The sequence below is a fragment of the Sphingomonas sp. EU05-FHT14C10 genome (assembly GCF_058790595.1).
The window spans coordinates 12,254-38,691 of sequence record NZ_JBYTEN010000023.1 but is presented as its reverse complement, the minus strand read 5'-3'; the positions used below and the strand labels follow the sequence as shown (position 1 = coordinate 38,691).

Annotated in this window: 23 protein-coding genes; 1 reads left to right on the top strand and 22 read right to left on the bottom strand. The window is 68.5% G+C overall.

Translation table 11 applies throughout. The features are described 5' to 3' along the window. Positions 1-41: 41 nt before the first annotated feature. Genes nagZ through argS form a run of 3 tightly spaced genes read right to left on the bottom strand, consistent with a single transcriptional unit; the run spans position 42 to position 3,623 of the window. Positions 42-1,046, bottom strand: coding sequence for a beta-N-acetylhexosaminidase (gene nagZ / locus AC3WT0_RS17305; RefSeq protein WP_492754684.1), 1,005 nt, complete (start codon positions 1,044-1,046; stop codon positions 42-44). Between the two features lie 7 nt (positions 1,047-1,053). After that, complete coding sequence (locus tag AC3WT0_RS17300) at positions 1,054-1,896, bottom strand: SPOR domain-containing protein (protein ID WP_492754683.1); 843 nt, start codon at positions 1,894-1,896, stop codon at positions 1,054-1,056. Further along, positions 1,893-3,623, bottom strand: coding sequence for an arginine--tRNA ligase (gene argS, locus AC3WT0_RS17295; RefSeq protein WP_492754682.1), 1,731 nt, complete (start codon positions 3,621-3,623; stop codon positions 1,893-1,895). The genes AC3WT0_RS17300 and argS overlap by 4 nt, the downstream gene beginning before the upstream one ends. Positions 3,624-3,897: 274 nt before the next feature. On the opposite strand from argS, the gene AC3WT0_RS17290 reads away from it, so the two are divergent. Continuing rightward, entirely contained in the window at positions 3,898-4,194 is a 297-nt protein-coding gene (locus AC3WT0_RS17290; protein ID WP_492754681.1) for a hypothetical protein, read from the top strand. Between the two features lie 87 nt (positions 4,195-4,281). On the opposite strand, the gene AC3WT0_RS17285 is transcribed toward AC3WT0_RS17290, so the two are convergent. From AC3WT0_RS17285 to AC3WT0_RS17195, 19 genes are all read right to left on the bottom strand, one after another. Further along, the gene (locus AC3WT0_RS17285) at positions 4,282-5,448 is read right to left on the bottom strand and encodes a deoxyguanosinetriphosphate triphosphohydrolase (RefSeq protein ID WP_492754680.1); all 1,167 of its coding nucleotides are present in this window, start codon (positions 5,446-5,448) and stop codon (positions 4,282-4,284) included. Beyond that, positions 5,445-7,151 carry an SPOR domain-containing protein gene (locus AC3WT0_RS17280; RefSeq protein ID WP_492754679.1) on the bottom strand — a complete coding sequence of 569 codons (1,707 nt, stop codon included), beginning with the start codon at positions 7,149-7,151 and terminating at the stop codon, positions 5,445-5,447. Before AC3WT0_RS17280 ends, AC3WT0_RS17285 begins: the two co-directional genes overlap by 4 nt. A gap of 123 nt (positions 7,152-7,274) precedes the next feature. Continuing rightward, entirely contained in the window at positions 7,275-8,747 is a 1,473-nt protein-coding gene (gene ftsZ / locus AC3WT0_RS17275; RefSeq protein WP_492754678.1) for a cell division protein FtsZ, read from the bottom strand. A gap of 108 nt (positions 8,748-8,855) precedes the next feature. Beyond that, positions 8,856-10,139 (bottom strand): cell division protein FtsA, encoded by a 1,284-nt coding sequence (gene ftsA / locus AC3WT0_RS17270; protein ID WP_492754677.1) that lies wholly within the window; start codon positions 10,137-10,139, stop codon positions 8,856-8,858. Beyond that, complete coding sequence (locus tag AC3WT0_RS17265) at positions 10,136-11,134, bottom strand: cell division protein FtsQ/DivIB (RefSeq protein WP_492754676.1); 999 nt, start codon at positions 11,132-11,134, stop codon at positions 10,136-10,138. Before AC3WT0_RS17265 ends, ftsA begins: the two co-directional genes overlap by 4 nt. Next, positions 11,131-12,051, bottom strand: a complete 921-nt coding sequence (locus tag AC3WT0_RS17260; protein WP_492754675.1) for a D-alanine--D-alanine ligase — start codon at positions 12,049-12,051, stop codon at positions 11,131-11,133. The genes AC3WT0_RS17265 and AC3WT0_RS17260 overlap by 4 nt, the downstream gene beginning before the upstream one ends. Further along, complete coding sequence (gene murB / locus AC3WT0_RS17255; RefSeq protein WP_492754674.1) at positions 12,048-12,947, bottom strand: UDP-N-acetylmuramate dehydrogenase; 900 nt, start codon at positions 12,945-12,947, stop codon at positions 12,048-12,050. Before murB ends, AC3WT0_RS17260 begins: the two co-directional genes overlap by 4 nt. Next, a complete protein-coding gene (gene murC / locus AC3WT0_RS17250; RefSeq protein ID WP_492754673.1) occupies positions 12,944-14,362 on the bottom strand; it encodes a UDP-N-acetylmuramate--L-alanine ligase in 1,419 nt (472 codons plus the stop codon). Before murC ends, murB begins: the two co-directional genes overlap by 4 nt. Then, positions 14,359-15,531, bottom strand: coding sequence for an undecaprenyldiphospho-muramoylpentapeptide beta-N-acetylglucosaminyltransferase (gene murG, locus AC3WT0_RS17245; RefSeq protein WP_492754672.1), 1,173 nt, complete (start codon positions 15,529-15,531; stop codon positions 14,359-14,361). The genes murC and murG overlap by 4 nt, the downstream gene beginning before the upstream one ends. After that, entirely contained in the window at positions 15,528-16,742 is a 1,215-nt protein-coding gene (locus tag AC3WT0_RS17240) for an FtsW/RodA/SpoVE family cell cycle protein (RefSeq protein ID WP_492754671.1), read from the bottom strand. The genes murG and AC3WT0_RS17240 overlap by 4 nt, the downstream gene beginning before the upstream one ends. Beyond that, positions 16,742-18,037, bottom strand: coding sequence for a UDP-N-acetylmuramoyl-L-alanine--D-glutamate ligase (murD, locus tag AC3WT0_RS17235; RefSeq protein ID WP_492754670.1), 1,296 nt, complete (start codon positions 18,035-18,037; stop codon positions 16,742-16,744). The genes AC3WT0_RS17240 and murD overlap by 1 nt, the downstream gene beginning before the upstream one ends. Continuing rightward, positions 18,034-19,104 carry a phospho-N-acetylmuramoyl-pentapeptide-transferase gene (gene mraY / locus AC3WT0_RS17230; protein ID WP_492754669.1) on the bottom strand — a complete coding sequence of 357 codons (1,071 nt, stop codon included), beginning with the start codon at positions 19,102-19,104 and terminating at the stop codon, positions 18,034-18,036. The genes murD and mraY overlap by 4 nt, the downstream gene beginning before the upstream one ends. Further along, on the bottom strand, positions 19,105-20,481 hold the full coding sequence (locus AC3WT0_RS17225) for a UDP-N-acetylmuramoyl-tripeptide--D-alanyl-D-alanine ligase (RefSeq protein WP_492754668.1): 1,377 nt from the start codon (positions 20,479-20,481) through the stop codon (positions 19,105-19,107). It lies immediately after the preceding gene. Between the two features lie 109 nt (positions 20,482-20,590). Further along, complete coding sequence (locus tag AC3WT0_RS17220) at positions 20,591-22,006, bottom strand: UDP-N-acetylmuramoyl-L-alanyl-D-glutamate--2,6-diaminopimelate ligase (protein ID WP_492754667.1); 1,416 nt, start codon at positions 22,004-22,006, stop codon at positions 20,591-20,593. A 4-nt stretch (positions 22,007-22,010) separates the two neighbouring features. Then, entirely contained in the window at positions 22,011-23,705 is a 1,695-nt protein-coding gene (locus AC3WT0_RS17215) for a peptidoglycan D,D-transpeptidase FtsI family protein (protein WP_492754666.1), read from the bottom strand. Next, positions 23,702-24,298: a hypothetical protein gene (locus AC3WT0_RS17210; RefSeq protein WP_492754665.1), complete on the bottom strand. Its 597-nt coding sequence runs from the start codon at positions 24,296-24,298 to the stop codon at positions 23,702-23,704. Before AC3WT0_RS17210 ends, AC3WT0_RS17215 begins: the two co-directional genes overlap by 4 nt. Further along, on the bottom strand, positions 24,295-25,236 hold the full coding sequence (rsmH, locus tag AC3WT0_RS17205) for a 16S rRNA (cytosine(1402)-N(4))-methyltransferase RsmH (protein WP_492754664.1): 942 nt from the start codon (positions 25,234-25,236) through the stop codon (positions 24,295-24,297). The genes AC3WT0_RS17210 and rsmH overlap by 4 nt, the downstream gene beginning before the upstream one ends. After that, on the bottom strand, positions 25,233-25,718 hold the full coding sequence (locus tag AC3WT0_RS17200) for a division/cell wall cluster transcriptional repressor MraZ (protein WP_492754663.1): 486 nt from the start codon (positions 25,716-25,718) through the stop codon (positions 25,233-25,235). The genes rsmH and AC3WT0_RS17200 overlap by 4 nt, the downstream gene beginning before the upstream one ends. A gap of 387 nt (positions 25,719-26,105) precedes the next feature. Continuing rightward, a complete protein-coding gene (locus AC3WT0_RS17195) occupies positions 26,106-26,399 on the bottom strand; it encodes a hypothetical protein (RefSeq protein ID WP_492754662.1) in 294 nt (97 codons plus the stop codon). Between the last annotated feature and the right edge of the window lie 39 nt (positions 26,400-26,438).

Here is a 26,438-nt window from a genome sequence, read left to right as displayed (position 1 = left end):
ACGCCCCCGGTCAACAAGGCGTTAAGTGAAGCGCGGGAGGTTCAGCCGAGCGCGAGAAGGCTGTCGCGGCGCGCGATCTGCGCATCGAAATCGCGGCGCGGATCGGCGGCGACTCCGGCCATTGCCGCATCCAGGCGGCGGCGCGATTCGGGCGATATGGCGGGCAGCAGATCGGCCGTCGCAACCATGTCGTCCATCTTCGCCCAGCAGTTGAGCACGAGATCGCAGCCGGCCGCGACGGCGGCCGCGCCGTTTTCGGCGGCGCTCCCGCTCAAGGCCTTCATGTCGATATCGTCGGTCATCAGCAGGCCGTCGAAGCCGATCCGGCCGCGAATGATCTCGCCGATCACCGTCGGAGACAGTGTCGCCGGGCGATCGGCATCCCATGCCGTGTAGACGACATGCGCGGTCATCCCCATCGGCGCGTTCGCCAGCCGGTGGAAAGGCTCGATATCGGCCTCCAGCGCCGCAGCATCGGCATCGACCACCGGCAGCTGCAAATGGCTGTCGACGAGCGCGCGGCCATGCCCCGGCATATGCTTGACGACGCCGACCACGCCGGCCTCGGCCAGCCCCTCGATCACCGCCTGGCCAAGCGCCGCGACGCGCATCGGATCGGCGCCCAGCGAACGATCCGAAATGACTTCGGACGCGCCCGGCTGGCGCACGTCGAGCAACGGCAGGCAATCGACGTTCACGCCGACCTCGGCCAGCATCATGCCCAGCGCCCGCGCATTCGCGCGCGCCGCCTCGATCGCGGTGATCGGCGCGAGATCGTAGAGCGCGTCGAAACGCGCCGGCGCCGGAAAGGCCGGCCATACCGGCGGCTTCATCCGCGACACGCGCCCGCCCTCCTGATCGATCAGGATCGGCACGTCGGCACGGCCCGAAAGCGCGCGCAGATCGTCGGTCAGCCGGCGCATCTGATCGCGATCGACCGCATTGCGCGCGAACAGGATATAGCCCGCCGGATCGACGTCGCCGAAGAAGGCGCGCTCGTCGGCGGACAGCGTCTCGCCGGCGATGCCGAAAATGGCGGGGATCATGCCGGGCTCAATGGGCGACGATCAGGCAATTCTCGCCCGCGACCTTCAGCTTGCCGCACAGGTCGCGTGCCTGCCCGCCCGCTGCGGCCTGCAGGCGGTAATAGGTCTTGCCGCCCACCTGCGCCTGCACGATCGACGGCGCATAGCCGCCAAGGAAGGCAAAGCGCCCCTGAAGCCGCTTCCACTCGCTATTGGCGATCGCCTCGGACCCGAACGCACCGAGCTGGATCGTGCCGCCGCCGCCAGTCGCCGCGGCCGCAGCGGCCGGCTTGGTCACGGCGGGTTTGGTCGGCGCCTTGGGCGCGAGCTTCGCCGAGGATTCGGGAACCGCCGCCGACGCGACCCTGGCGGGCTGGGGCTTCGGCGCGGGCGGTTTGGGCTGGGCCTGGACCGGCGGCTGGCCATGCGGCTGCGCGGCCGCGACCTGCGGCGGCGCCGACGGCGCGGCCTTGGGCTCGTTATCCGCAGGCTTGGGCGCGGTCACCGGCGCTTCGGGGATCGCTTCCAGATCGATCTTGCCTTCGGGCGAAGCACCCTGGCTTGCGGCGAAGGTGGTGTCGCCCTTGCCTTCGACGGCCATGCCGCCTGGCTCGTCGGGCTTGACCTTATAGTCGCCGGCGGGTGCGGTGATCAGCGCGCCGTCGCCCTCGGCGGGCGCATGGCGGCGCTTCTGGATGAGGTAGATGCCGGCCACCACCGCGCCGAGCAGGATGAGCGCGGCGAGCACGAACAGCGCGACGCGGAAAGGCGAGATGCCTTCATAATCATCCTCGTCATCGACCGCTTCCAGCCAGGGCAGACGATCTTCGTCGCGCAGGCTGAGACCGTCGCGATCGATATCCGTCATCATTTCATCTCCTCGGCGGCCGCGACGCCCATGATGGCGAGCCCGTTGCGGATGATCTGCCCGATTCCATTCGCCAGATAAAGCCGCGCACAGCTCAGCACGGGATCATCCGCAATCAGGACGCGCCGATCCGCGCGATCGTTGCCGACATTGAAATAGGCGTGGAAGGCCGCAGCGAGATCATAGAGGTAGAATGCGACGCGATGAGGCTCGCGTGCGGCGGCCGCCCCTTCGACCACGCGCGGGAATTGCGCCGCTAGCTTGACCAGCGCCAGATCCTCCGCGTCGAGCCGGCCGAGATCGGCCTCGCCCGCGCAGGCGATACCGGCGTCGGCGAAGCGCCGCCCGATCGAACGGATGCGCGCATGGGCATATTGGACGTAGAAGACGGGATTGTCCTTCGATGCCTCGACCACCTTGGCGAAGTCGAAATCCATCTGCGCATCGGCCTTGCGCGTCAGCATGGTGAAGCGGACGACATCCTTGCCCACTTCGCGCACGACATCGGCCAGCGTCACGAAATTACCCGCGCGCTTGGACATCTTCACCGGCTCGCCGCCGCGCAGCAGACGGACCATCTGGATCAGCTTGACGTCGAAGCGCGTCTTGCCGCCCGTAAGCGCCTGCACGGCGGCGGTGATCCGCTTGACCGTGCCGGCATGGTCGGCGCCCCAGATGTCGATCAGCTCGTCGGCGCTCTGCGCCTTCTGCCAGTGATAGGCGAGATCGGCGCCGAAATAGGTCCACTGGCCGTTCGACTTCTTGATCGGCCGGTCCTGATCGTCGCCGAAGCGCGTCGAGCGGAACAGCGGCAGCTCGACCGGCTCCCAATCCTCGGGCGTCTCGCCCTTGGGCGCTTCGAGCACGCCGTCATAGACGAGGTCGTGCGCGCGCAGCCACGTCTCGGCCTCCTCGGGCTTGCCCTCGGCCTGCAGCTCGGCTTCCGACGAGAAGAGATTGTGATGGATCCCGAGCAGCGCGAGATCGGCCTTGATCAGCTCCATCATCGCCGCGACGGCACCCTTGCGGAACAGCGCCAGCCATTCGCTTTCGGGCGCCAGCACATAGCGGTCGCCATATTGACGCGCCAGCGCCTCGCCCACCGGCACCAGATAGTCGCCGGGGTAGAGGCCTTCGGGGATCGCGCCGATATCCTCGCCCAGCGCCTCGCGGTAGCGCATGTGCGCCGAGCGCGCGAGCACGTCGACTTGCCCGCCCGCATCGTTGACATAATATTCGCGCGTCACCTCATGCCCGGCATATTCGAGCAGGCTGGCAAGCGCGTCACCCACCACTGCGCCCCGGCAATGGCCCATATGCATGGGGCCCGTCGGGTTGGCGGAGACATATTCGACATTGACGTGGCGGCCATGGCCGATCGCCGAGCGGCCATAATCGTCGCCCCCGGCGTGGATCGCCGCCAGCTCGCCGCGCCAGACCGGTTCGGCCAGCCGCAGGTTGATGAAGCCCGGTCCGGCGATCTCCACGCTCTCGACGCCGTCGACGCCGCGCAGCCCCTCAGCGATCAGCTCGGCCAGCGCGCGCGGATTGGTGCCTGCGGGCTTTGCCAGCACCATCGCGGCGTTGGTCGCCAGATCGCCATGGCTCGCGTCGCGCGGCGGCTCGACCGTCACATTGCCGCGTGCAAGACCGGCGGGCAGGCCACCATCGGCCTCGATCCGGTCGAGCACGTCGTTCAGATGCGCGGCGAAGCGTGGGTAAAGCGTCATATCCTCATGTCCGGCAAAAGCGGGTGAAGGCGGCCCTTAGCGGAAAGCCGCGCCTGCGGTCCACCAGAGCTTTGGATTCCGGCGGAAGCGAGCCGACACAACAACATGCGCCAAAGCCATGCCTCCAAACATCCCGATATCTCCACCATCCCGATTTACAATAGTGCAACCAGCCTGACGTTCTTTGCGATTGCGATTGATGCTGCGATGCAACAAATTGAAGATGAAAGAACCTAAGAGAGACCTGAACGGCATTCACTAGGGAGTTATATCCATGCGAATGCTGACCATCACCACCGCTCTTCTGAGCCTCGCTGCCGTTTCCGCTCCTGCCCTCGCCGCCGCCGGCGACCGCAGCTTCGAGCATGACGGCAACACCTATGTCTACCATGTAGAGAACAAGGGCGAGCTCAAGCTGATCTCGGGCAAGACCTATCCGACTGGCGAGAACTTCACCTTCGTCGTCCGCGGCGACCGCGTGAGCGGCCAGATCGGCGCGCGCAACGTGTCGTTCAGCCTCAGCGACGTGCAGCCCGGCGTCGCCGGCCCGATCAAGGTCTCGGCCCGCTAAGACCGGCGGCGCCCCCGGGTCGGGGCGCCATCGGAGAAACGAAAGCGCTTCCGCCTTGCGGCGGAGGCGCTTTCTTTTTGCGCGGGGTCAGAAGCCCTCGGGCAAGTCGATCGCACCCACTACTTCGCGGTAGCGCGCAGTGGCGTAGCGGTCGGTCATCCCAGCGATGAAATCGGCGATATGGCGGCTGCGCGCCGGCTCCTCGCCGGGCAGGGTGTCGCGCCAGTCGGCCGGCATGGCGGACGGCTCGGCGGTATAGGCCTCGAACAGCCCGCCGACCACGCGGCGCGCGGCATCGGCCGCCGCAAGCTGCGTCGGGTGATGATAGAGATTGGCGTACATGAAGCGTTTCAGCTCGCGCTCCTCGGCCCGCATCGCGTGGCTGAAGCCGACCAGCCCACGCCCCGCCGCGCGCACGTCGGCCACGCTCTCCACGCCCGATTCCTTCACCCGCCGACGGGTCTCGCTGATCAGGTCGTTGACCATCAGCCCGATCTGCGAGCGGATCAGCTCCGAAAGCAGCCGCCGCTCGCCGATATCGGGATAGCGCGCGCTTGCCGCTTTCCATCCGCGCGCGACCAAGGGCACGGCCATGCTCTGCCTCACGTCGAGCAATCCGGCGCGCACGCCATCGTCGATATCGTGATTGTCATAGGCGATGTCGTCGGCGATCGCGGCGACCTGCGCCTCGAGCGAGGGCCAGCGGTCGAGTTCCATCGGCAGGATCGCATCGACCTCGGCCATCGCCCAGCTCGGATTGTCGATCGGCCCATTATGCTTGGCGAGCCCCTCGAGCGTTTCCCAGGTGAGGTTGAGCCCGTCCCAGCGCGGATAGGGCTTTTCAATCAGCATCAGCGTGCGCAGCGTATGCGCATTGTGATCGAAGCCGCCGACGCCGGCCATCGCGGAGCGCAACGCATCCTCGCCGGCATGGCCGAAGGGCGGATGGCCGATATCGTGCGCAAGGCACAAGGCCTCGGTCAGATCCTCGTTCAGCCCCAGCGCGCGCGCGATCGTCCGCCCGATCTGCGCGACTTCCAGGCTGTGCGTCAGGCGGACGCGGAAATGATCGCCGTCGGGCGCCATGAAGACCTGCGTCTTGTGGCGCAGGCGGCGGAAGGCGATCGAGTGGATGATGCGATCGCGGTCGCGCTGGAAGGCGTCGCGCGGCCCGCGCAGCGCTCCCGCCGTCTCGTCATGCAGACGCCCCCGGCTCTGCGCCGGATCGCAGGCCCAGGGCGCAAGCGCCCTCATTTGCCCTCGATCTTGTCGACGGCCTGCCCGTCCTTGCTGGTGACGGCAAAGGCCTGGATCCCGGCCTTGCGCATCTTGTTCACGAAGGCCTGCGCCTCGTCCATCGTCTTGAACGGACCCGTGACCAGCCGGTTGGTAGCGCGCAGCGGCGTCGTATAGGCGGTGCGACCCTTGAGCGCGCCGCCAGCCTGCGATTTGACGCGCGACCAATCCTTGTCGAGATCGGCCTTATTGGAGCCGCCCGCGACCTGCACCCAGATGCGCGAGGGGTGCTTGGGCTCGGCCTTGGCCGTCGCCTTCGCGCCCTTCTTGCCCTTAGCCTTGGGATCGGGCCTGGCATCCTCGGCCGCAGCCAGCGCCTTGCCGTTACGCCCCTTCGCGACCGGCTTCGCATCCTCATCGGCCTCGGCGGCGGTCGGCTTGCCCTTGCGTCCCTTGGCGGGCGCGGGTGTGGGCTTCGCATCCTCTTCGTCGGCGCTGGCGAGCGCGGTCTTGCCCTTGCCGCGCGCGGGCGGCGCTGCGGTCGGGGTGGCAGGCGTCGGCCTGGCGCGCGTGCGCGTCGGCGCAGGCGTTGGCGCCTCCGCCAGCACCGCCGCCGTCTCGCTTTCGGGGATCTGGAGATTGCGCATGATGTCGGCGAGCGCGCCGCGCCGCGCCTCGGGCGTCATGCGGATCGGCGCCTGCGTGCCGCCACGCGTCGGCGGCGGCGTCGCCTGCGCGACCTGCTCCGCCCGGGCCTGCTCGGCCTTGGCCTGCGTCGCGGCGAGCGACTGGCGGTTAGCCTCGGCTGCGGCCTGCGATGCCTGCACGCCGCGCGTCGGGCGGCTGGCCGTGGGCGGCGGCGTTGCCGCAGCCAGTTGCGCCGGTGCGGAGGCCGGCGTCGGCGGCGTCGCGGGCGCCTCGTCGCGCCGATTGGACGCGATGCGCGTGCCGTCGGACGGGAAGCGGCCGAGATGCACCGCCAGCGCTTTTTCGGTCGGCTTCAGCCCGGCGAGGCGGACGAGGAAGGGCTGCATCGCATCGGCCATCGGGTCGGGCATCATCGCGTGGGTGATCTTGCCCGCCTCGCGCGGGTCGCCGGTCATCGCCAGCACGAAGGTCTGCGCGCGCCAGGCCGCGGCATCGCGCTTGTAGATTTGTGGCTGGAGCAGCTTCAGCGCCTGTTCGCGGTCGCCCGAAATGGCGAGCGAGAGTGCGTAGCGGCGCGTGATCTCATCGTCGGGGCGCGCGGCGAGCGCGATCTGATAGTCGCGCTGCGCCTTGCGCGGCTCGCCGCGCAGATCATAGGCCAGCCCGCGATCGCCCGCGATCTTCGCCTCGGGCACGCCCAGCCGCACCGCATCATCGAACATGCGCAGCGCATCGCGGGGGTTTTCGGCCTTGAGCAGCGCGCGCGCGATCCCCGCCTTCACCTCGCCGTCGCGCGGGGCGACTTTCTCGGCGCGCGTGAACAGTGCCAGCGCCGCATCGGTATCACCTATTTCAAGAGCGGCATTGCCCGCGCCCTTGAGCGCGTCCAGATCCTCGGGATCGCCGGCCAGCTCGCGCAGATAGCGGCTGAGCAGATCGGCGTTGGTCGTCTGCGGCGCGCCGGCCGGCAGGACGCCCCCCGGCGTCATCGTCTGCGCGGCGAGCGGAGCGGCGGTGATCAGAAGGGAGAGCGCGAGTGTGCGAATGGAGCGACCGAATCGTTGCGATGGCATGATGAGCCTCGCTTATGCGCGCCCGCCGTCCTCCGCAACGTGATGGCCGGGCCGGCGCGGCGGACCGGGCGATATCAGCGGCTGATCCTTCCCCGGTAATGGAACCGGGGAAGGATCACCGACTTACTGGTTGTTCTGGCGGTTCAGAAAACGCGGGATATCGAGCGGGCTTTCCTTGCCCTCCTCTTCGCCCGGCGTCTTGGCGGCGCCGCGCGCGATGATCGACATGCGCTCGAACAAAGTGCCGCCGGTCGGCTTGGCCGGGGCCGGCTGCGGCGCGGCCTGCTCGGCCTCCCCGCTCAGCCAGCGGCGGCCCGCCTCGAGGTCGGCCTCGGTCGGCTCGGGCGCGGTCGGGCTGTCGAGCAGCAGCTCGTCGGGACCGGCTTCGGCGACCGGCGCGTCGAGCACCAGCGGCTCGGGCTCGGCCGTCACGGCTTCGTCGACGAACGAGACGGTCTGGGCCGGCTCGGCCTCGGCAACGGGCTCGGGCGGTGCCAAGGTGATCTCGGGCTCGGCCGGGGCTTCCGCCGTGCGCGGCGCGAAGGACGGCATGCGCTCGACGGGCGAAGGCTCGGCCTTGCGCGCCGCCGGAAAGCTCAGCACGCGGGCCGGCTCGGGCATGTTCGCGGCGTCGGCCTCGATCCCGGTCGCGACGACCGAGACGCGGATCTTGCCGTCGAGATTGTCATTGAACGCCGAACCCCAGATGATGTTCGCATCGGGATCTACCAGTTCCTTGATGTGGTTGGCGGCCTCGTCGACCTCCATCAGGCGCATGTCCTCGCCGCCGGTGATCGAGATGATGACGCCCTTGGCGCCCTTCATCGACACGCCGTCGAGCAGCGGGTTGGCGATCGCCTTCTCGGCGGCCTCGATGGCGCGATTATCGCCGTCGGCCTCGCCGGTGCCCATCATCGCCTTGCCCATCTCGCCCATCACCGAGCGAACGTCGGCGAAGTCGAGGTTGATCAGGCCGGGCATGACCATCAGGTCGGTGATGCCGCGCACGCCCTGCTGCAGCACTTCGTCCGCCATCTTGAACGCTTCCTTGAAGGTCGTGTTCGGGTTGGCGATCAGGAAGAGATTCTGGTTGGGGATGACGATCAGCGTATCGACATGCTTCTGCAGCTCGGCGATGCCGGCCTCGGCCGACTTCATGCGGCGATTGCCCTCGAAGCTGAACGGCTTGGTGACCACGCCCACCGTCAGGATGCCGCGCTCGCGCGCCGCCTTCGCGATGACCGGGGCCGCACCGGTACCGGTGCCGCCGCCCATGCCGGCCGCGATAAAGCACATATGGGCGCCGTCGAGGGCCTTTTCGACCTGCTCGAGCGCTTCTTCCGCCGCCGCACGACCGATCTCGGGCCGCGCGCCCGCGCCGAGGCCCTGAGTGATCTTGGGGCCGAGCTGGATGCGACGCTCCGCCGCCGAGGCGTTGAGCGCCTGCGCATCGGTGTTGCAGACGATGAAGTCCACGCCCAGCACCTGGCTGGCGATCATGTTGGCGATGGCGTTGCCGCCCGCGCCGCCGACGCCGATCACGCTGATCCGCGGCCGCAGTTCATCGACCTCGGGCGGAATGAATTCGATGCTCATGCGCTGATCTCCCCAAAATCCGGTGCGGACGCCGTCCTTGCCCCGGTCGATTCTAGCCTCAACTGACTCACGGTTTCACCCTAAAAGTTAATCTTGTGGATTTTTCTGTTAGTAACTTGTGCGGAACGCTGCGACGAGGCGGTTGAGCAAGGCCGAACCCGGCGCTTTCACGACGGGCTGGTGGCTTGGCAGGATGGCCCGCAGGTCGACGGGATCCGAGGCCGCGAAATGGATCAGGCCAGCCAGCGTGGCGAAAGCGGGGCCGCTGTGCGCGTCAGGAATTCCCGCCACGCCGCGCGGCCGGCCGACGCGCACCGCGCGGCCGAGATTGCCCTGCGCATAGTCGGCAATGCCCTTCAGCTCGGCGCCGCCGCCGGTCAGCACCACCTGCCGCCCGACCGGGCCCGCGAAGCCCAGATCCTTCAGCGCCCTGGAAATCTCGCCCATCAGATGCTCGAGCCGCTGGCGGATGACTGCGATCAGCTGCGCGCGCGTGATGCGGGCGCCTTCGCTGCCGTCGCTTTCGGCCGAGATCGGCGCGACGTCGATCATCTCGTGATTGTCGCGCGGGGTCGCGGTCGCCGATCCGTAGAAGCATTTCATCCGCTCGGCCTGGCTGCGGCGCGTGCCGAAGGCCGATGCGATATCGTCGGTGATGTCCGCAGCACCGAACGGGATCGATGCCAGCCCGACGAGCAGCCCGCCGCAGAAGAGCGAGACGTTGGTCACGCCCGCGCCCAGCTCGACCAGCGCGACGCCAAGCTCGCGCTCCTCGTCGGAGAGGCAGGCCATGCCCGTCGCGACGGGCGAGGCGACGATCGACTTCACTTCGAGGTGAGCGCTGCGCACGCACAGGTCGAGGTTGCGCACCGGCGATCCGTCTGCGGCGACGACATGGATATCGACGCCAAGCCGGTCGGCATGGAGCCCCAGCGGCTTCTTGACGCCTTGCAGCCCGTCGAGCGTGTAGAGCGTCGGCTGCGCGTGGAGGACCATGCGACCATGCGGGTCGATCGACCCCTTCCCCGCCGCCAGCAGCTCGTCGATATCTTCCTGCTCGATGCGGTGGCCGCCCAGCTCGACCTCGACCGAGGCGATGTCGCTGACCAGCCCGCCGGCCGAGAAGCTGACCCACACATCCTCGATATTGGTGCCGGCGATCCGCTCGGCCTGCTCCACCGCCTCGCGCACGGCCAGCTCGGTCGCGCCCATGTCGGCGATATAGCCGCGCCGCACGCCCCGGCTCTCGCGCTGCCCGGTGCCGAGCACGGTCAGCTCGCCACCCTCGCCCTGCGAGGCGATCAGCGCGGAAACCTTCCACGATCCGATGTCGAGCGCGGTGATCAGCTTCTCGCCGCGCGGCTGCACTCTCTTTTCGTGTCCCCTGCTCATATCGTCTGGCTCGCCCTCAGCAACTGGCCGCCCCCCTGCGGCGTCCCCTGGTTGTTCAACTGCTCGTTCGTCTTGGGCGCCGGCGTCGCCGTGCCCTCCGCCTGCCCCTGATCATGGGGCTGGTCGATCTGCTTGGGATGCCGGTCGACGCGCACGACCAGCTTGGTCGGATCGCGCATGTCGAAGCGGATGAAGCCGCGCCCCAGCAAACGGTCCTTGCCGTCCAGCTCGGCGAAACGCGCCAGCGCCTTGGTCGCCTCGCGCGGGTCCTCGGGCAGCGCCAGCGTCTCGCCCGACTGGAAGCGCAGGTCCCAGCGCCGCCCGCCGACCCAGCTCGCGCCCGACAGCAGCGGCTTGATGCGCGGCACCGCACCGGTCAGCGCGTCGAGGCTGGCAAGCTGGGTATTGGCGTCGGGTCCGATCACCAGCGGCAGATCGGGGATCGCCGCCTGCGACACATCCTCCAGCACCACGCCCGATGCATCGATCAGCGCCAGCTTGCCCTGATATTGCCAGACCGCTGCGGGCGCGCGCTCGACGATATCGACAACCAGCGTATCGGGTAGCCGGCGCGAGACGCGCGCATCGGAAATCCAGCCATACTGCAGCAGCTCGGCGCGCACGCGCTCCAGATCGACCAGCGGCATCGCGCGCGATTTCTGGTCGAGCGCGACGGCATAGACCGTCAGCTTGTCCATGCGCTTAATGCCCGTCACGTCGACGCGCTTCACCTCGAAGCCGGCATGGCCGATCGTCTCGGCGATCGCGGTGCCGACCATGCCGGGCACGCCCAGCACCTGCGCCACCACCAGTCCGACGGCGCAGACCAGCCCGACGATCGTCCAGGTTGTCGCGCGCTGGATCGTCTCGTGCGAAACGGGGATGCGCGCCAGCATCCGGCTGGCGAGCGACTGGCGCTTCACCGGCTGCTTGCGGCGCGGTTTGGCCCCGCCGCGCGGCCGCGATCCGCGGCGGATAGTGGCGCGTTCGCTCACAGCGCCTCCCTCACGATCCGCTCGACCAGCGCTTCGTAGCTCATGCCCAGATATCTTGCCTGTTCGGGAACGAGGCTCAGGGGCGTCATGCCCGGCTGGGTGTTGACCTCGAGGAGGAACAGTCCCTCGACGCCCAGATTATCGTCCCAGCGGAAATCGGCGCGCGATGCCCCCTTGCAGCCGAGCACGCGGTGCGCCTTCAGCGCGATCTCGCGGCAGGCCTCGGCGATCTCGTCGGGGATGTCGGCGGGCAGGATATGGTCCGTCATCCCATCGGTATATTTGGCGTCATAATCGTAGAAGCCGCTCTTCGGCCGCAGTTCAGTGACCGCCAGCGCCTCTTCGCCCAGCACCGCCGTCGTCAGCTCGCGCCCGCGAATGAAGGGCTCGGCGAGCAGCTCGTCGAATTCCTGCCAGGGGCCGCGCGCGTCGGGCGCGATCGGATTGCCGTAATTGCCGTCGTCGGTGACGATCGCGACGCCCACCGACGACCCCTCGTTGACGGGCTTCAGCACATAGGGGCGCGGCAGCGGATCGCGCTCGTAAAGCTCGGCGCTCTTCACGATCCGCCCGCCAGGCATCGGCACGCCGGCGGGGACGAGCAGCAGCTTGGTCAGCTGCTTGTCGATCGCGATCACCGAGGTGGCGAGCCCCGAATGGGTATATTTGATCCCCATCAGGTCGAGCATCCCCTGCACCGTGCCATCCTCGCCCGGCGTGCCGTGGAGCGCGTTGAACACCAGGTCGGGCTTCGCCTCGGCCAGCTTCAGCGCCACGTCGCGCCCCATGTCGATGCGGGTCACCCTGTGACCGTTCGCCTCGAGCGCATCGGCGACGCCGCGGCCGGAGGTCAGCGAAACCTCGCGCTCGGCGGACCAGCCGCCCATCAGCACCGCGATGTGGAGGGGCTCGCTCACTTGTTCACTCCGATACGCTGGATTTCCCATTCGAGCGTGACGCCCGACTTGTCCTTCACCCGCCTGCGGACATCCTCGCCCAGCGCCTCGATCTCGGCCGACGTCGCCTCGCCAAGGTTGAGCAGGAAGTTGCAGTGCTTCTCGCTGACCTGCGCGCTGCCCCGCGTCAGCCCGCGACAGCCGGCCTCGTCGATCAACCGCCAGGCCTTGTCGCCTTGCGGGTTCTTGAAGGTCGACCCCCCCGTGCGCGACCGCAGCGGCTGCGAAGCCTCGCGCTCGGCCGCGATCCGGTCCATCTCGGCACCGATCGCCGCCTTATCGCCGGGCACGCCTTCGAACAGCGCCTCGACCACCACTGCGCCTTCAGGCAGCTCCGAATGGCGATAGGTGTAGCCCAGCCGTGACGCCGGCCAGGTCTCGACGCTGCCGTCGCGCAGCACCAGCGTCACTTCGATGAGGATGTCGGAGGTGTCGCGCCCATAGGCGCCGGCGTTCATGCGCACCGCGCCGCCAACGGTGCCGGGGATTCCGCGCAGGAACTCAAGCCCCGCAACGCCAGCGTCGCGCGCGGCGCTGGCGACGGTGATCCCCATCGCGCCGCCGCCCGCCCTGATCCGGTTGCCCGGCTCGGCTGCGACCTTCGCGAAGCTCTTGGGCAGGCGCACGACCACGCCCGGCACGCCTCCATCGCGCACGATGAGGTTCGATCCCACGCCCACGGGCAGCACCGGGACCGAAGGATCGAGCCCGGCCATGAAGCTGGCGAGATCCTGCACGTCCGCCGGCCGCACCAGCCATTCCGCCGGGCCGCCCGTGCGGAACCAGATGAAGTCGGCCAGGCTCCCGCCATGCTCGGCGGTCCCGCGCAGCGGCGGCAGGGCGTAGCACACGCTCATCCCCGCGCCTCGCGGATCGCATCGGCCAGCCCGGCCGCCCATTTGGTGATGTCGCCCGCGCCGAGGCAGACGACCAGATCGTCGGCGCGCACCACGTCCGCCAGATCGGCGGCCAGCGCCTTGGCGTCGGCGATGGTCGATGCCGCACGATGCCCGCGTCGCCGGAGCCCGGCCGCCAGCGCCTCGGCATCGACGCCTTCGATCGGCGCTTCGCCCGCCGCATAGACTGGGGCGACATAGACCATGTCGGCATCGTTGAAGGCGGACTGGAACTCGTCCATCAGATTGCCGAGGCGCGAATAGCGATGCGGCTGGACGACCGCGATCACCCGGCTCCGCGCGCCCTCGCGCGCCGCGGCCAGCACGGCTTTGATCTCGACCGGATGATGGCCGTAATCGTCGATGATCGAGGCAGCCCCGCCATCGACCGCCACTTCGCCGACCTTGGTGAAGCGGCGCTTGACGCCGCCGAACTGCGCGAAGCCCACGGCGATGCGATCGTCCGACAGCCCCATCTCCAGCCCGACCGCGACGGCGGCGAGCGCATTCTGCACATTGTGTCGCCCGGGCATGGGCAGCTCGATCCCCTTGATCGCGCGCATATTGCCCTCGCGATCGCGGACGAGCACGTCGAAGCGATTGCCGCCCGGGAAAGGCGTCACATGCTCGCCGCGCACATCGGCCTGCGCCGAGAAGCCGTAAGTCACGATCCGCCGGTCGCGGACGCGCGGCAAGATCGCCTGCACCTCGGGATGATCGAGGCACAGCACGGCGGCGCCGTAGAAGGGCACATTCTCGACGAACTCGACAAAGGCGTCCTTCACGCGCTCGAACGAGCCATAATGGTCGAGATGCTCGGGATCGATATTGGTCACGACCGCGATCGTCCCGTCGAGGCGCAGGAAGCTGCCGTCGCTCTCGTCCGCCTCGACCACCATCCAGTCCGACGCGCCCAGCCGCGCGTTGGACCCGTAGCTGTTGATGATCCCGCCGTTGATCACGGTCGCATCGACCCCACCCGCGTCGAGCATCGCCGCGATCATCGAGGTCGTCGTCGTCTTGCCGTGCGTGCCGGCAACCGCGATCGTCGATTTGAGGCGCATCAGTTCGGCGAGCATCTCCGCCCGGCGCACAACGGGGATACGATGCTCCAGCGCATATTCGACTTCGGGGTTGCCGCGCTTGATCGCGGTCGAGGTGACGACCACCGCCACGCCCGCGACATTCGCCGCATCGTGCCCGATCATCACCTTGATGCCGCGCTTGCGCAGCCCTTCGATCACATAGCTTTCGGCGACGTCCGAACCCTGAACCTGATAGCCCAGATTGTGCATCACCTCGGCGATGCCCGACATGCCTATGCCGCCGATGCCGATGAAGTGGATCGTGCCGATATCGAGTGCGACGCCCTTCACGCGACGCCCCCGATCGTCTCGACGAGGTCGGCAAGGTCGGCGGCGGCGTTGGGACGGCCGCAATCCTTGGCCCGCGCCGCCGCATTCTGGAGCGCGCCGGGTTCGAGGGCGAGTTTCTGCATCTGGCGGCTCAGTTCCTGCGGCGTGAAGCGGCCGGCGGTATATTTGCGCTCCTGCCCGGCCGGCACCACGTCATTGTCGGCGATCTCGGCCGCGCTCAGCCTGGTCTGCTTCATCACGCGCGCGCCGCCAGCCTTCGCCATCTCGCGTGCATTGGCGGTCTGGTGGTCGTCGGTCGCGATCGGCAGCGGCACGAGGATCGCGGGCCGCCCCGCCGCCGTCAGCTCGGCGATCGTCGATGCGCCAGCGCGCGCGATCACCAAATGCGCCAGCGCCAGCCGGTCGGGCATGTCGTTCAGATAGGTGGCAAGCTCGGCGGGGATGCCCAGCTCGGCATAGCGTGCCCGCACCCGCTCGATATCGTCGAGCCGGCACTGCTGCACCACCTGCAGCCGCCGCCTGAGCGCAACGGGAAGCAGGCCCAGCCCCTCGGGCACCACGTCGGACAGCACGGTCGCGCCCTGGCTGCCGCCGATTACGAGCACGCGGAAAATCCCCTCGGCGTCGAGCGCGGGGAAAGGCTGTTCGCGCAGCGCCAGCACTTCGTCGCGCACCGGATTGCCGACGACATGCGCCTTCGCGAGCCAGCCGGGCTTCAGCCGCTCGACATCGGGATAGGCGGTGGCGATCAGGTCGACGCGCCCGCCGAGCAGGCGGTTGACGCGCCCCAGTACGGCATTCTGCTCGTGCACCGCCGTCGGGATCTTCGCCTTCAGCGCGGCGAGCAGCGCGGGCAGCGCCGGATAGCCGCCGAAGCCGATCACCGCCGCCGGCTCCAGCTGCTTGTAGAGATCGAGCGCCATCCTGCGCCCGGCAAGGATCGCCCGCCCCGCGCGCAGCCAGCCGACCGGCCCGCCCGACAGCCGCCCGGCGGGCAGCACATGCGTCTCGACCCCGTCGAACACGCCGGGGATGCGCGCGCCGCGCTCGTCGGTGATCAGCGCGACATAATGGCCGCGCCGGATCAGTTCCTCGGCCAGCGCATGCGCCGGGATCATGTGCCCGCCGGTCCCCCCGGCAGCGAGGACGAAGTGCCGCGCCGCGCTCATTTGGCGCCCCATTTCACGACATAGGGCGAGCGGGTGAGGTAGGGATTGCGCCGCGTGAAGGCGAGCAGCAGCCCCATGCCGACCGCAAGCGCGAGCATCGACGACCCGCCATAGCTGATGAAAGGCAAGGTCATTCCCTTGGACGGCGCAAGCTGCAGATTCACCGCCATGTTGATCAGGGCCTGCACGCCGAACTGCGTCGCCAGCCCGGCGGCGGCGAGCAGCGTGAAGCTGTCCTCCTCGTCGAGCAGCTTGACGAAGACGCGCACGACGATCGCGAGATAGATGAGCGCGATCACCGCGCAGGCGATCAGCCCGAATTCCTCGCCGATGACCGAGAAGATATAGTCGGTATGCGCCTCGGGCAGGCGGAATTTGGCGACGCCGCCGCCCGGCCCGGTGCCGAACAGCCCGCCCGCCGTCAACGTCGCATAGGCCGTGTCCACCTGATAGGTATCGCCTTCGGCAAACAGGAAATTATTGATGCGCAGCGTGGCGACCGGATAGAAGAGATAGGCCGCGATCACCGCCGCGAACCCCGCGCCGACGAGCCCGCCCAGCCAGCGCAGCGACACGCCCGACAGCATCAGCAGCGCCATCCACATCGTGCCGAACACGATGGTCTGGCCGAAATCGGGTTGCTTCATCAGCAGCACCGCGATCAGCGCCAGTCCGACGCCCGACAGCGGCACCACGGGCAGCGTCTCGTCCTGCGCCTTCAGCGACAGCACCCAGGCCAGCGTCACCACGAAGAAGGGCTTCAGGAACTCGGAAGGCTGGAACTGCGCCACGCCGACGCCGATCCAGCGCACCGCGCCGTTCACCTCGACGCCGATCAGCGGCACCAGCGCGAGCGCGACGGTGAAGACGATCGCCCCCACGATCGCAAAGCGTCGCGCGACCGTCGTCGGCAGCATCGACACGCCCAGCATCACCGGCAGGCTGATCGCCACCCAGGCAAGCTGGCGCCAGAAATAATGGAGCGGCGCCATGACGAGATTGCCGCCCGAATAGCGATGCGCTGCCGCTGGCGAGGCCGCCGCCACCGCGAGCAGGCCGATCGAGATCAGCACCATGACGAGCGCAAGCAGAACGCGGTCGATTTCCCAGAACCACAGCCCGATCGCCGACCGGTCCGACCGCCCCAGTCGGGTGATGACCCGCTTGTTCACCGGCCGTGTCTCACGCTGCACTACCCCTTCAGCCGCCATCACAGCGCCCCTACCGCCGCGCGGAACGCATCGCCCCGCGCCTCATAATCCCTGAACTGGTCGAACGACGCGCAGGCCGGCGACAGCATCACCACGTCGCCCGGCTCGGCATCGTTGGCCGCAGCCTTCACCGCGGCGTCGAGCGTCCCGCTCTCCACCACCTTCATGTGCGGCGCGAGCAGACGCGCGAACAGCGGCCCGGCCTCGCCGATCGTGTAGGCCGATCGCACATGCCCGAAATGCGGCGCGCACGCGTCGAGATCGTCGGTCTTGGCCCGGCCGCCGAGGATCCAGCGGATCTTCGGATAGGCCGCCAGCGCCGGCGCGGTCGATTCGGCGTTGGTCGCCTTGCTGTCGTTGACGAACAGCACATGGCCCTTCTCCGCCACGCGCTCCATGCGGTGCGGCAGGCCGGGATAGGTGCGCAGCCCGTGCTCGATCGCCGCCTCGTCGATGCCGAGCGCGCGACACGCGGCGATCGCCGCCGCCGCATTCTGGGCGTTGTGCGGCCCCTGGAGCGTCGGCCAGTTCGCCTGCGCGCCGGGGTCGATCGATCGCGACGCCACCTCGACAAGCCCGTGGACCCTGCCGGCGATCGCGCGCGTCGCATCGTCTTCGGTTGCGATCACGGCGACATGCCCAGCCGATTGCATCGCGAACAGCCGCGCCTTCGATGCGGCATAGCCCGCAAACCCGTCATAGCGGTCGAGATGATCGGGGGTGATGTTGAGCAGCACCGCCACGTCGCAATCGAGCGTGAAGCTCAGGTCGATCTGGTAGCTCGACAGCTCGAGCACATAGACGCCGCCCGCCGGCAGCGGATCCTGCGTCAGGATCGGCAGGCCGATATTGCCGCCCATCAGCGCGGGCACCCCGGCCACCTTCAATATATGCGTGACCAGTGCCGTCGTCGTCGACTTGCCGTTGGTGCCGGTGATGCCGACGATCCGGTGCGGCGGCAGATCGGCGCGCGCCTCGGCGAACAGTTCGATGTCGCCGATCAGCGGCACCCCGGCCGCGCGCGCCTTGTCCGCGATCGGATGGCGGTTGATCGGCACCCCCGGCGAAACGACCACGCCGTCGAAGCCGGTCAGGTCGATCTCGAGAATGTCCGCCACGCGGAGATTGCCGTTCGTGTCGAGCGACGTCGAGACACGCGCGCGCGCGTCCTCGTTCGTATCCCAGGCGACCACCTCTGCGCCGGAGGCAAGCAGCGCCTCCACCGTCGCCAGCCCCGAGCGCGCGAGGCCGAGCACGGCATAGCGTTTCCCCGAGAAGGCCCCCGAGACGATCACCTGAGCTTCAGCGTCGACAGGCCGGCCAGCGCCAGCACGAAGGCGATGATCCAGAAACGGATCACGACGGTGGGCTCGCTCCAGCCGAGCTGCTCGAAATGGTGGTGGATCGGCGCCATCCTGAACACGCGCCGCCCGGTGCGCTTGTAGAAATAGACCTGGATGATCACCGACAGCGCCTCGACGACGAAGAGGCCGCCGATGATCGCCAGCACGATCTCGTGATGCGCGGTCACCGCGATCGCGCCCAGCACGCCGCCCAGCGCGAGGCTGCCCGTATCGCCCATGAAGACGGCGGCCGGCGGCGCGTTGAACCACAGGAAGGCCAGCCCCGCGCCGACGATCGTCCCGCACAGGATCGCAAGCTCGCCCGCTCCCGGCACATGCGGGATGCCCAGATAGAGCGCGAACTTCGCATTGCCCGCCAGATAGGCGATGATCATGAACGCGACCGAGGCGATGATCACCGGCATCGTCGCCAACCCGTCGAGCCCGTCGGTCAGGTTGACCGCATTGCCCGCGCCGACGATCACGAAGGCCGCGACCGGAATATAGAACCAGCCGAGATCGAGCGCGAAGTTGGACAGGAAGGGGAAGTGGAACAGCGTTCCCGATTCCTTCAGGATCAGCCAGCTCGCAAAGCCCGCGATCAGGAATTCGGCGATCAGCCGCGTCCGCCCCGAGACGCCCTTGGTGCTCGCTTTGCGCACCTTGTCCCAGTCATCCATGAAACCGATCGCGCCGAAGCCGAGCGCGACGCAGAGACAGGCCCAGACGAAGGGATTGCGCGGGTCCATCCACAACAGCAGCGAGACGGTGAGCGAGGTCAGGATCATCAGCCCGCCCATCGTCGGCGTGCCGCGCTTGGCGAGGTGGCTCTGCGGGCCGTCGTCGCGGATCGGCTGTCCCTTGCCCTGGCGCACGCGCAGCCAGCCGATGAACTTCGGGCCGATGATAAGGCCGAGGAACAGCGCCGTCGCCACGGCACCGCCGGTGCGGAAGCTCAGATAACGAATGAGGTTGAGCACGCCCGGAAAGCCAAGCTGCTCGGCGATCAGATACAGCATCTAGACCAATTCTCCCGCCAACGCCTTCACGATGCGGGCAAGCCCGATTGCGTTCGATCCCTTGATGAGCACCGCGTCGCCGGGCCGCAATTCGTCCTTCAGGACGGCGAGCGCCGACACGGCGTCGGCCGCATTAACGATTTTGACGCGCCCCTCAAGCGCCTTTGCGAGCGGTCGCGTCTCTTCGCCGACGAGAAGAGCCAATTCGACGCCCGCCGCCGCGACCGGGCCGGCCAGCGCCGCGTGCAGCGCGTCGCTTTCGTCGCCCAGCTCGCGCATCGCGCCGAGCACCGCGACCCGCCGCACCGCCTTCTCCGTGCCCAGCACCGCCAGCGTCGCCGCCATCGATGCGGGGTTGGCATTGTAGCTCTCGTCGATCAGCAGCGCCTCGCCGCCAGCGACCGGAATCCTGTGGCGCTCGCCGCGGCCGGCAATGCCGCCAAGGCTCGCCAGCGCCAGCCCGGCGACCGCCAGATCGCCGCCTACCGCTTCGACCGCAGCGATCACCGCCAGCGCGTTCGACACCCAGTGCGCGCCCGGCTGGGCAATGGTGAAGGTCAGTCCGCCGTCGGGCAGCGCCGCCGTCACCGTCGTCCCCCCGCTCTTCGCCGGCGCGGTGTCGACCGCGCGCACATCGGCGCCCGCGCCAAAACCGAAAGTCCAGATCCGCGCGGCATGGGGTTTCGCGGCGGCGATCAGCCGGTCGCGGTGCGGGCTGTCGAAGGGGACGATCGCTGTCCCGCCCGGCTCGAGACCCTGGAAAATCTCGCCCTTGGCGTCGGCGATCGCTTCCTCGGTCTTGAAGAAGGCGCGGTGCGCCGGTGCGATCGCAGTGACGATCGCGACATGCGGACGCACCAGCCGGGTCAGCGCCGCCAGTTCGCCTTCATGGTTCATTCCCATCTCGAGCGCGGCGAAGCGCGTCGCCTGGGGCATGCGCGACAGGCTCAGCGGCACGCCGACATGATTGTTGTAGCTTTTGACAGATCGGTGGGCATGGCCGGGCGCGATGCGGTCGAACGCCGCGAACAACGCCTCTTTCGTGCCGGTCTTGCCCACCGACCCTGTGACGCCGACGATCTTTGCCGCCGTGCGTGCCCTGGCTGCGACCCCAAGGGCATCGAGGGCGGCCGTCGTATCCCCGACAAGGACGTGCGGCTGCGGAACTGCGTGATCGACGATCGCGCCCGCGGCTCCCGCCGCATAGGCTCCGTCGAGAAACTTGTGGCCGTCGGTCGTCTCGCCCTTCAGCGCGACGAACAGGTCGCCGGGGCCGACCTCGCGGCTGTCATAGGCGACGCCGCTGATGTCGAAATCGCCGCTCGCCGTGCCGCCGGTCGCCTTCGCGACCTCGGCCGAGGTCCAGAGCGTCCTCATGCCGCCACCGCGCAACGCATCCGTTCGTCCCGAGCATAGTCGAAGGACATCGGGATCGCACTGATGTGTCTCGACTGCGCTCGACACGAACGGATGGCGGTAATCTGCCTCATGCCGCCACCTCGCGCGCGACGGCGACGTCGTCGAAGGGCAAAACCCGGTCGCCGACCAACTGGCCCTGTTCATGGCCCTTGCCCGCGATCAGCACGATGTCGTCGGGCCCGGCCTGCGCCACGGCGGCGGCGATCGCCTCGCGCCGATCGCCGATCTCGGTCGCCTCGGGCGCGCCTTTCAGCACGTCGCGGCGGATCGCTGCCGGATCTTCGGTGCGCGGATTGTCGTCGGTGACGATCGCGACGTCGGCCAGCCGCGCCGCCACCTGCCCCATCAGCTCGCGCTTGCCCTTGTCGCGGTCGCCGCCCGCGCCGAAGACGAGGATCAGACGCCCCCTGGCGTGCGGCTTCAGCGCCACGATCGCGGCATCGAGCGCATCGGCGGTATGGGCATAATCGACATAGACGGGCGCGCCCGCGGGCGTGATCACCGCACGCTCCAGCCGCCCGCGCACCGGTTGAAGGCGCGCCATCAGGTCGAGCGTCGTCTTCACGTCGCCCCCCGTCGCGATCACCAGCCCGGCGGCGGTCAGCGCATTGGCCGCCTGATAGGCGCCGATCATCGGCAGCGTCACCTTATGCTGCCTGCCTTCGATCTCGACCGTCAGCACCTGCCCCAACTGGGTGGGCGAGCGGTCGAGCAGCCGAAGCTCCTCGCCCATCTCGCCCACGCGCAGCAGTCGGAGCCCCCGCTCACGAGCCAGATCGATTACGCGCGCCGATTCGGGGTCGTCGGCCCAGATCACCGCCGCGCCGTCGCCGTCCACCACTTCGGCGAACAGCCGCAGCTTCGCGGTAAGGTAGGCGGCCATATCCCCGTGATAATCCAGGTGGTCGCGCGACAGGTTGGTGAAAGCGCCGGCCCGCACCGGCAGCCCTTCGGTGCGATACTGGTGCAGTCCGTGGCTCGACGCCTCGAACGCCAGATGCGTCACGCCTTCGCGCGCCAGCCCGGCGACGTTCGACAGGAAAGTCACGATATCGGGCGTGGTCAGCCCCGTCGTCACCTGATCGAGCGCGGTCGTCACCCCCAGCGTCCCGATCGAGGCGGCATGATGTCCCTGCATCCGCCACAGCTGGCGCGTCATTTCGACGGTCGAGGTCTTGCCGTTGGTGCCCGTCACCGCGACGACGGTTTCCGGGAAGGGCGCGAAATATTTCGCCGCCAGCACGGCGAAGTCGCGGCGCGGCTCCCACGCCTTGATATGCACCGCGCCTTCGACCGTGGCCTCGGGCCGCGCGACGACCGCAACCGCCCCGGCCGCCACCGCCGCCGGGATGAAATCCTCGCCGTTGAAGCGCTCGCCACGGAAGGCGCCGAAGATCGTCCCCGGCGCGACCTTCCTGTGGTCGATGGCGAAACCCGTCACCTCAGGCCCGCTCTCTCCGCCGATCAGCGCGCCCAGCTTCACGACCTCAATTCTCCTCTTTGCTCGCGACCATGGTGTTCAACTCGGCCGTGTCGATATCGCGGTTGGCGTCAGGGATCACCCCCAGCATCGGCCCTGTGCGCTCGATCACCCGCTTGACGACCGGCGCGGCCGTCCATGCGGCCGTGGTGAAGCCGAACGTATCGGCCGTGCCCTTGGGCGAATCGAGCATGGCGACGACGACATAACGCGGCGCGTCCATCGGGAAGGCGGCGGCGAAGGTCGATACGTTGGCGTGCTTGTCATAGCCTCGGCCATTGGGCTTCTCGCCCGTGCCCGTCTTGCCGCCGACGCGGAAGCCGGGGGCGTCGCCCTTGCGGCCGGTGCCGTCCTGCACGATCAGGCGGAGCAGCTGGCGCATGCGGAAGCTGGTCGTCTCGGAGAAGACGCGCCGCCCCTCGGGCACCTGCCCCGGCGCGCGCTTCATCAGCGTCGTCGGCCGCCAGATACCACCATTGACGAGCGTCGCATAAGCGTTGGCGAGCTGGAGCGGGGTGATCGCGATGCCATGGCCATAGGCCGTCGTCATCACCGTGGTCCGCGCCCAGAAGCGCGGGGTGATCGACGCGCCCTTCTCGCGCAGCTCGATATCGGGCGCGCCATAGAAGCCCAGCGCGCGGAAGGTCTTTTCCATCAGCGCCTGGCCCATATCGTCGGCAATCCGCGCGGTGCCGATGTTCGATGAGTGGACGAGGATCTCGGGGATGGTGAAGGAACCGTGCCCTGGATGATCGTCATGGATGCGGAAGCCGCCGACCTGCAGCGGCGCCGACACGTCGTAACGCTGGCTCATCGACCGGATGACGCCCGCGTCCATGCCCGCGGCCACGGTCAGCGGCTTGAAGGTCGATCCCAGTTCATAGACGCTCTGCGTCACGCCGTTGCGGCGGGCGTCGTCGGGCGAGGCGCCGACCTTGTTGGGGTTGAACACCGGCAGCGATGCCATCGCGACGATCTCGCCGGTATGGACGTCGAGCACGATGCCGGTCGCGCCGATCGCGCTGAACTTGACCATCGCGGCATAGAGCTCGCTTTCCATCGCGGCCTGCACGCGCGTGTCGATCGACAGATAGGCGCCCTTACCGCGCGTCGCGGGATTGATGAGCTGCGCATCGAGCGCGCGCTCCATCCCCTGCGCGCCGTGCCCGTCGATATCGTTATAGCCCAGCACGTGCGCGGCGAGCGTCGCCTGCGGATAGACGCGCTCGGGCTCGCGGGCGAAGGCCATGCCCGGCTCGCCGAGGGCATTCACCTGCGCGACCAGCTCGGGCATCGCCCGGCGGCGCAGATAGGTGAAGTTCATCTTCGACGTCAGGATGCGATAATAGGTCTGCGCATCGCGCTCGGGCATCAGCAGGGCGAGTTGCTCGGCCAGCGCCTGCTTGTCGCCGATGATCTTGCCGGGATGCACGCCGACCGACCAGGCGTCGATGGTGCGCGCCAGCGGCACGCCATTACGATCGAAGATGTCGCCGCGCGGCGGGATCAGCGATCCGGCCGATGCACGGCCGCGCCCGCTGTCGCTGAAGATCGACAGCCAGGCCAGGCGCGTCGCGACCGCCGCCGTGCCGCCGATGAACAGCAGCATGAGCAGCACCAGCCGGAAATGCGACAGCGCCACGCTGGCGTGACGCTGACGGCCTTCGCGGACACGCCGGGGCGAGGCGACGAGCGTGGTCACCGGCCGCCGGTCTCCCGCGCTTCGCGCGCCGCGCGGCGATCGATGTCGCCCAGCGTCCCGGCATCGAGCATCGCCACGCGCTGGAGCCGGGCGACGGGCTGCGCCGGCGCCGGATCGGCCTTCGCCACGCGCACCTGCGAAACGGTGTGGAGCAGCGCCTTGCGCCCGCCCGCCGGATCGACCGGCCCGTTGTCGAGGCCCTTGCGCGTCTCGACCGCGCGCTCGACGACGGGCATCGCGTCGCGGACCGCCGGTTCCGCGCTGACCAGCGCGACCGTGACCGTCTCGGCCTTGGTCGCCGACGGCGCGAGCTGGAGCGAGGCGAGCTGGACTTCGTTGCGATACTGATCGGCGTTGGGCGCCGAGAGCGCGAGTACTTCGCCGTTCCAGCGCTCGAGCTGGCGCATGCTGCCGCGCGCGGCCAGCTCGGTCTGGAGCCGGCGGATGTCGCGCGACACCTGCAGGATCTGGCGGTTGGCCGTCTCAAGCCGGCCGCGCTCGACCGCGACGCGCGACGAGATGAGGTAGAAGCACAGGGCGGCGATGGTGACGGCCGCGATCCAGCCAAGCGGTCGGAGACGGTGTGCGATCATCGGGCTTCTCCACTCATAAATCTGGCAGGCGCGGCCGTGCGTTCGGCCACGCGAAGCGTCGCCGAACGGGCGCGCGGGTTGCGGGCGACTTCGGCCGCGCTCGGGCGCTGCGGCTTGGCCACCTTGTCGAAAGTCAGGGCTGGGCCGCTGGCGACGACCGGCAGATGGCGCGAACCGGCGGGCGTCGCCCCGCTGCGCTCGCGCAGGAAGCTCTTCACGATCCGGTCCTCGAGGCTGTGGAAAGTGACGACGGCCAGCGTGCCGCCGGGCTTCAGCACACGCTCGGCGGCAGCCAGCCCGTCCTCCAGCTCGCCCAGTTCGCGATTCACATGGATGCGGATCGCCTGGAACACCTGGACGGCCGGGTCTTTCTTCGTCCCCGGATTATGGTTGGTCGCCTTGCGCACTACGGCAGCCAGCTCGTGCGTGCGCGTCAACGGGCGCGCGGCGACGATGGCACGCGCGATCCGGCGCGAGCGATGCTCCTCGCCATAGCGATAGATCACGTCGGCGATCTCGGCTTCGTCGGCGGTGTTGAGGAAGTCGGCCGCGCTTTCGCCCGACCGCGCCATGCGCATGTCGAGCGGACCATCCTGCTGGATCGAGAAGCCGCGCTCGGCGACATCGAGATGACGCGACGACACGCCGATATCGAGATCGACGGCATCGACCGATCCCGCCGCGACCGCCTCGCCCATATTGGAGAAGGCGTCATGCACCAGCGTCAGCGCGCCGTCCCAGCGCTCGACCAGCGCCTGCCCGGCGGCGATCGCATCGGGATCGCGGTCGAAGGCCGTGACCCTAGCACCGGCGGCAAGAAAGAGCGCCGCATAGCCGCCGCCGCCGAACGTGCCGTCGAGCACATGGCGACCCGGCGCAGGCCGCACCGCCGCGACGACTTCGTCGGCCATGACGGGGATGTGGATCGCCTCGGTCATTTGGCGGTCCATTCGGCACGGCGGAAGCGCGCATATTCCTTGATCTGCGGCGCGACGTCAGGATCGGCGTCGAGCACGTCGAGGTTCCAGATCTCGAAAAATTCGTTGGAGCCCATGAACAGGGCAGCGCCCTTCTCGATCTTCGCCTTCATCGCGAAGAAGGCGGGAAGGACGAAGCGGCCGCTGGCGTCGTAGCTTGCCGTCTCGGTGAGGCCGATCGACAGGCGCGCGCGGTTGAAGTCCACCTCCTCGCCGGCATTGGTGCGCAGATCGGCCTGGGCGGTCAGCTTGGTCGCGCGGCTCGACAGCAGGGCGGGATCGAAGCCGACGAGGCAGGGCGAGCGGTCGTGAAGGGCGATCACGACGCGCGAGGCGGCTCCGTTGACTTCGAGTGTGGAACGCAGGGCGGCAGGAATGGCGGCGCGACCCTTCGCGTCCACCCCGGTGACGTAGATACCGGAAAATTCCTGTCTTTCGATCACGCCCTGCCCTCAAGGGCGGCGGCAAAAAGACCCCGTCTCGCGAAACCGGCCCTCACCGGCATCGCGATTCAGTCTTTCGACATGGGGAAAGCCCCGCCCTTGCCCGGAGAATACTCGGGCCGGGGCGGTGAAACAACGGGATTTTGCGGGAAATCTAGGGATTTTACGGGAAACCCGGATCAACCCCCTGTTTCACATAGGTTTTTTTGGGCGCTATTTTTTCTGTTCCCGGGATGTTCCGCGCAAAAACGGGCATGGTTCCAGCAACTTGGACTCGAAAGCTCAGTCGGATGCGAAGCGACTCGCGCGCAGCCAGGCGGCGGCGGTCCGATTCCCTTGCGGGGCGAGGCGAAGGCAAGGACGTGCGATGCATTGCCGAAGCGCCGATCAGCGCGACGGCGCGTTGGCGGGCGGCGTCAGCTTGCTGTCGCTGTTGGTCGCCTCGGCGGCCTTGGCGGCATCGGCTGCACCGGGCGCAACGCCTATCTCGGCAAGCGGCTCGGTCGCGGGCTTGCTGCCGTTGCCGGAAACCGTGTCCTGCGCGGAACTGGCGGCGTCGGTCGGGTATGCGCCCGGCGTCACCTTGGGTTCGTCGCTGGCATTGGCGAAGATCGCCGTAGCGGCCGCAGCGACTACGAAGACACCCGCCAGCCCGGTCAGGCCGACGCGGATCCGCTGCATCCGCATCTGTTTTTCACTTGGCGACATTGGCTTCAGTCT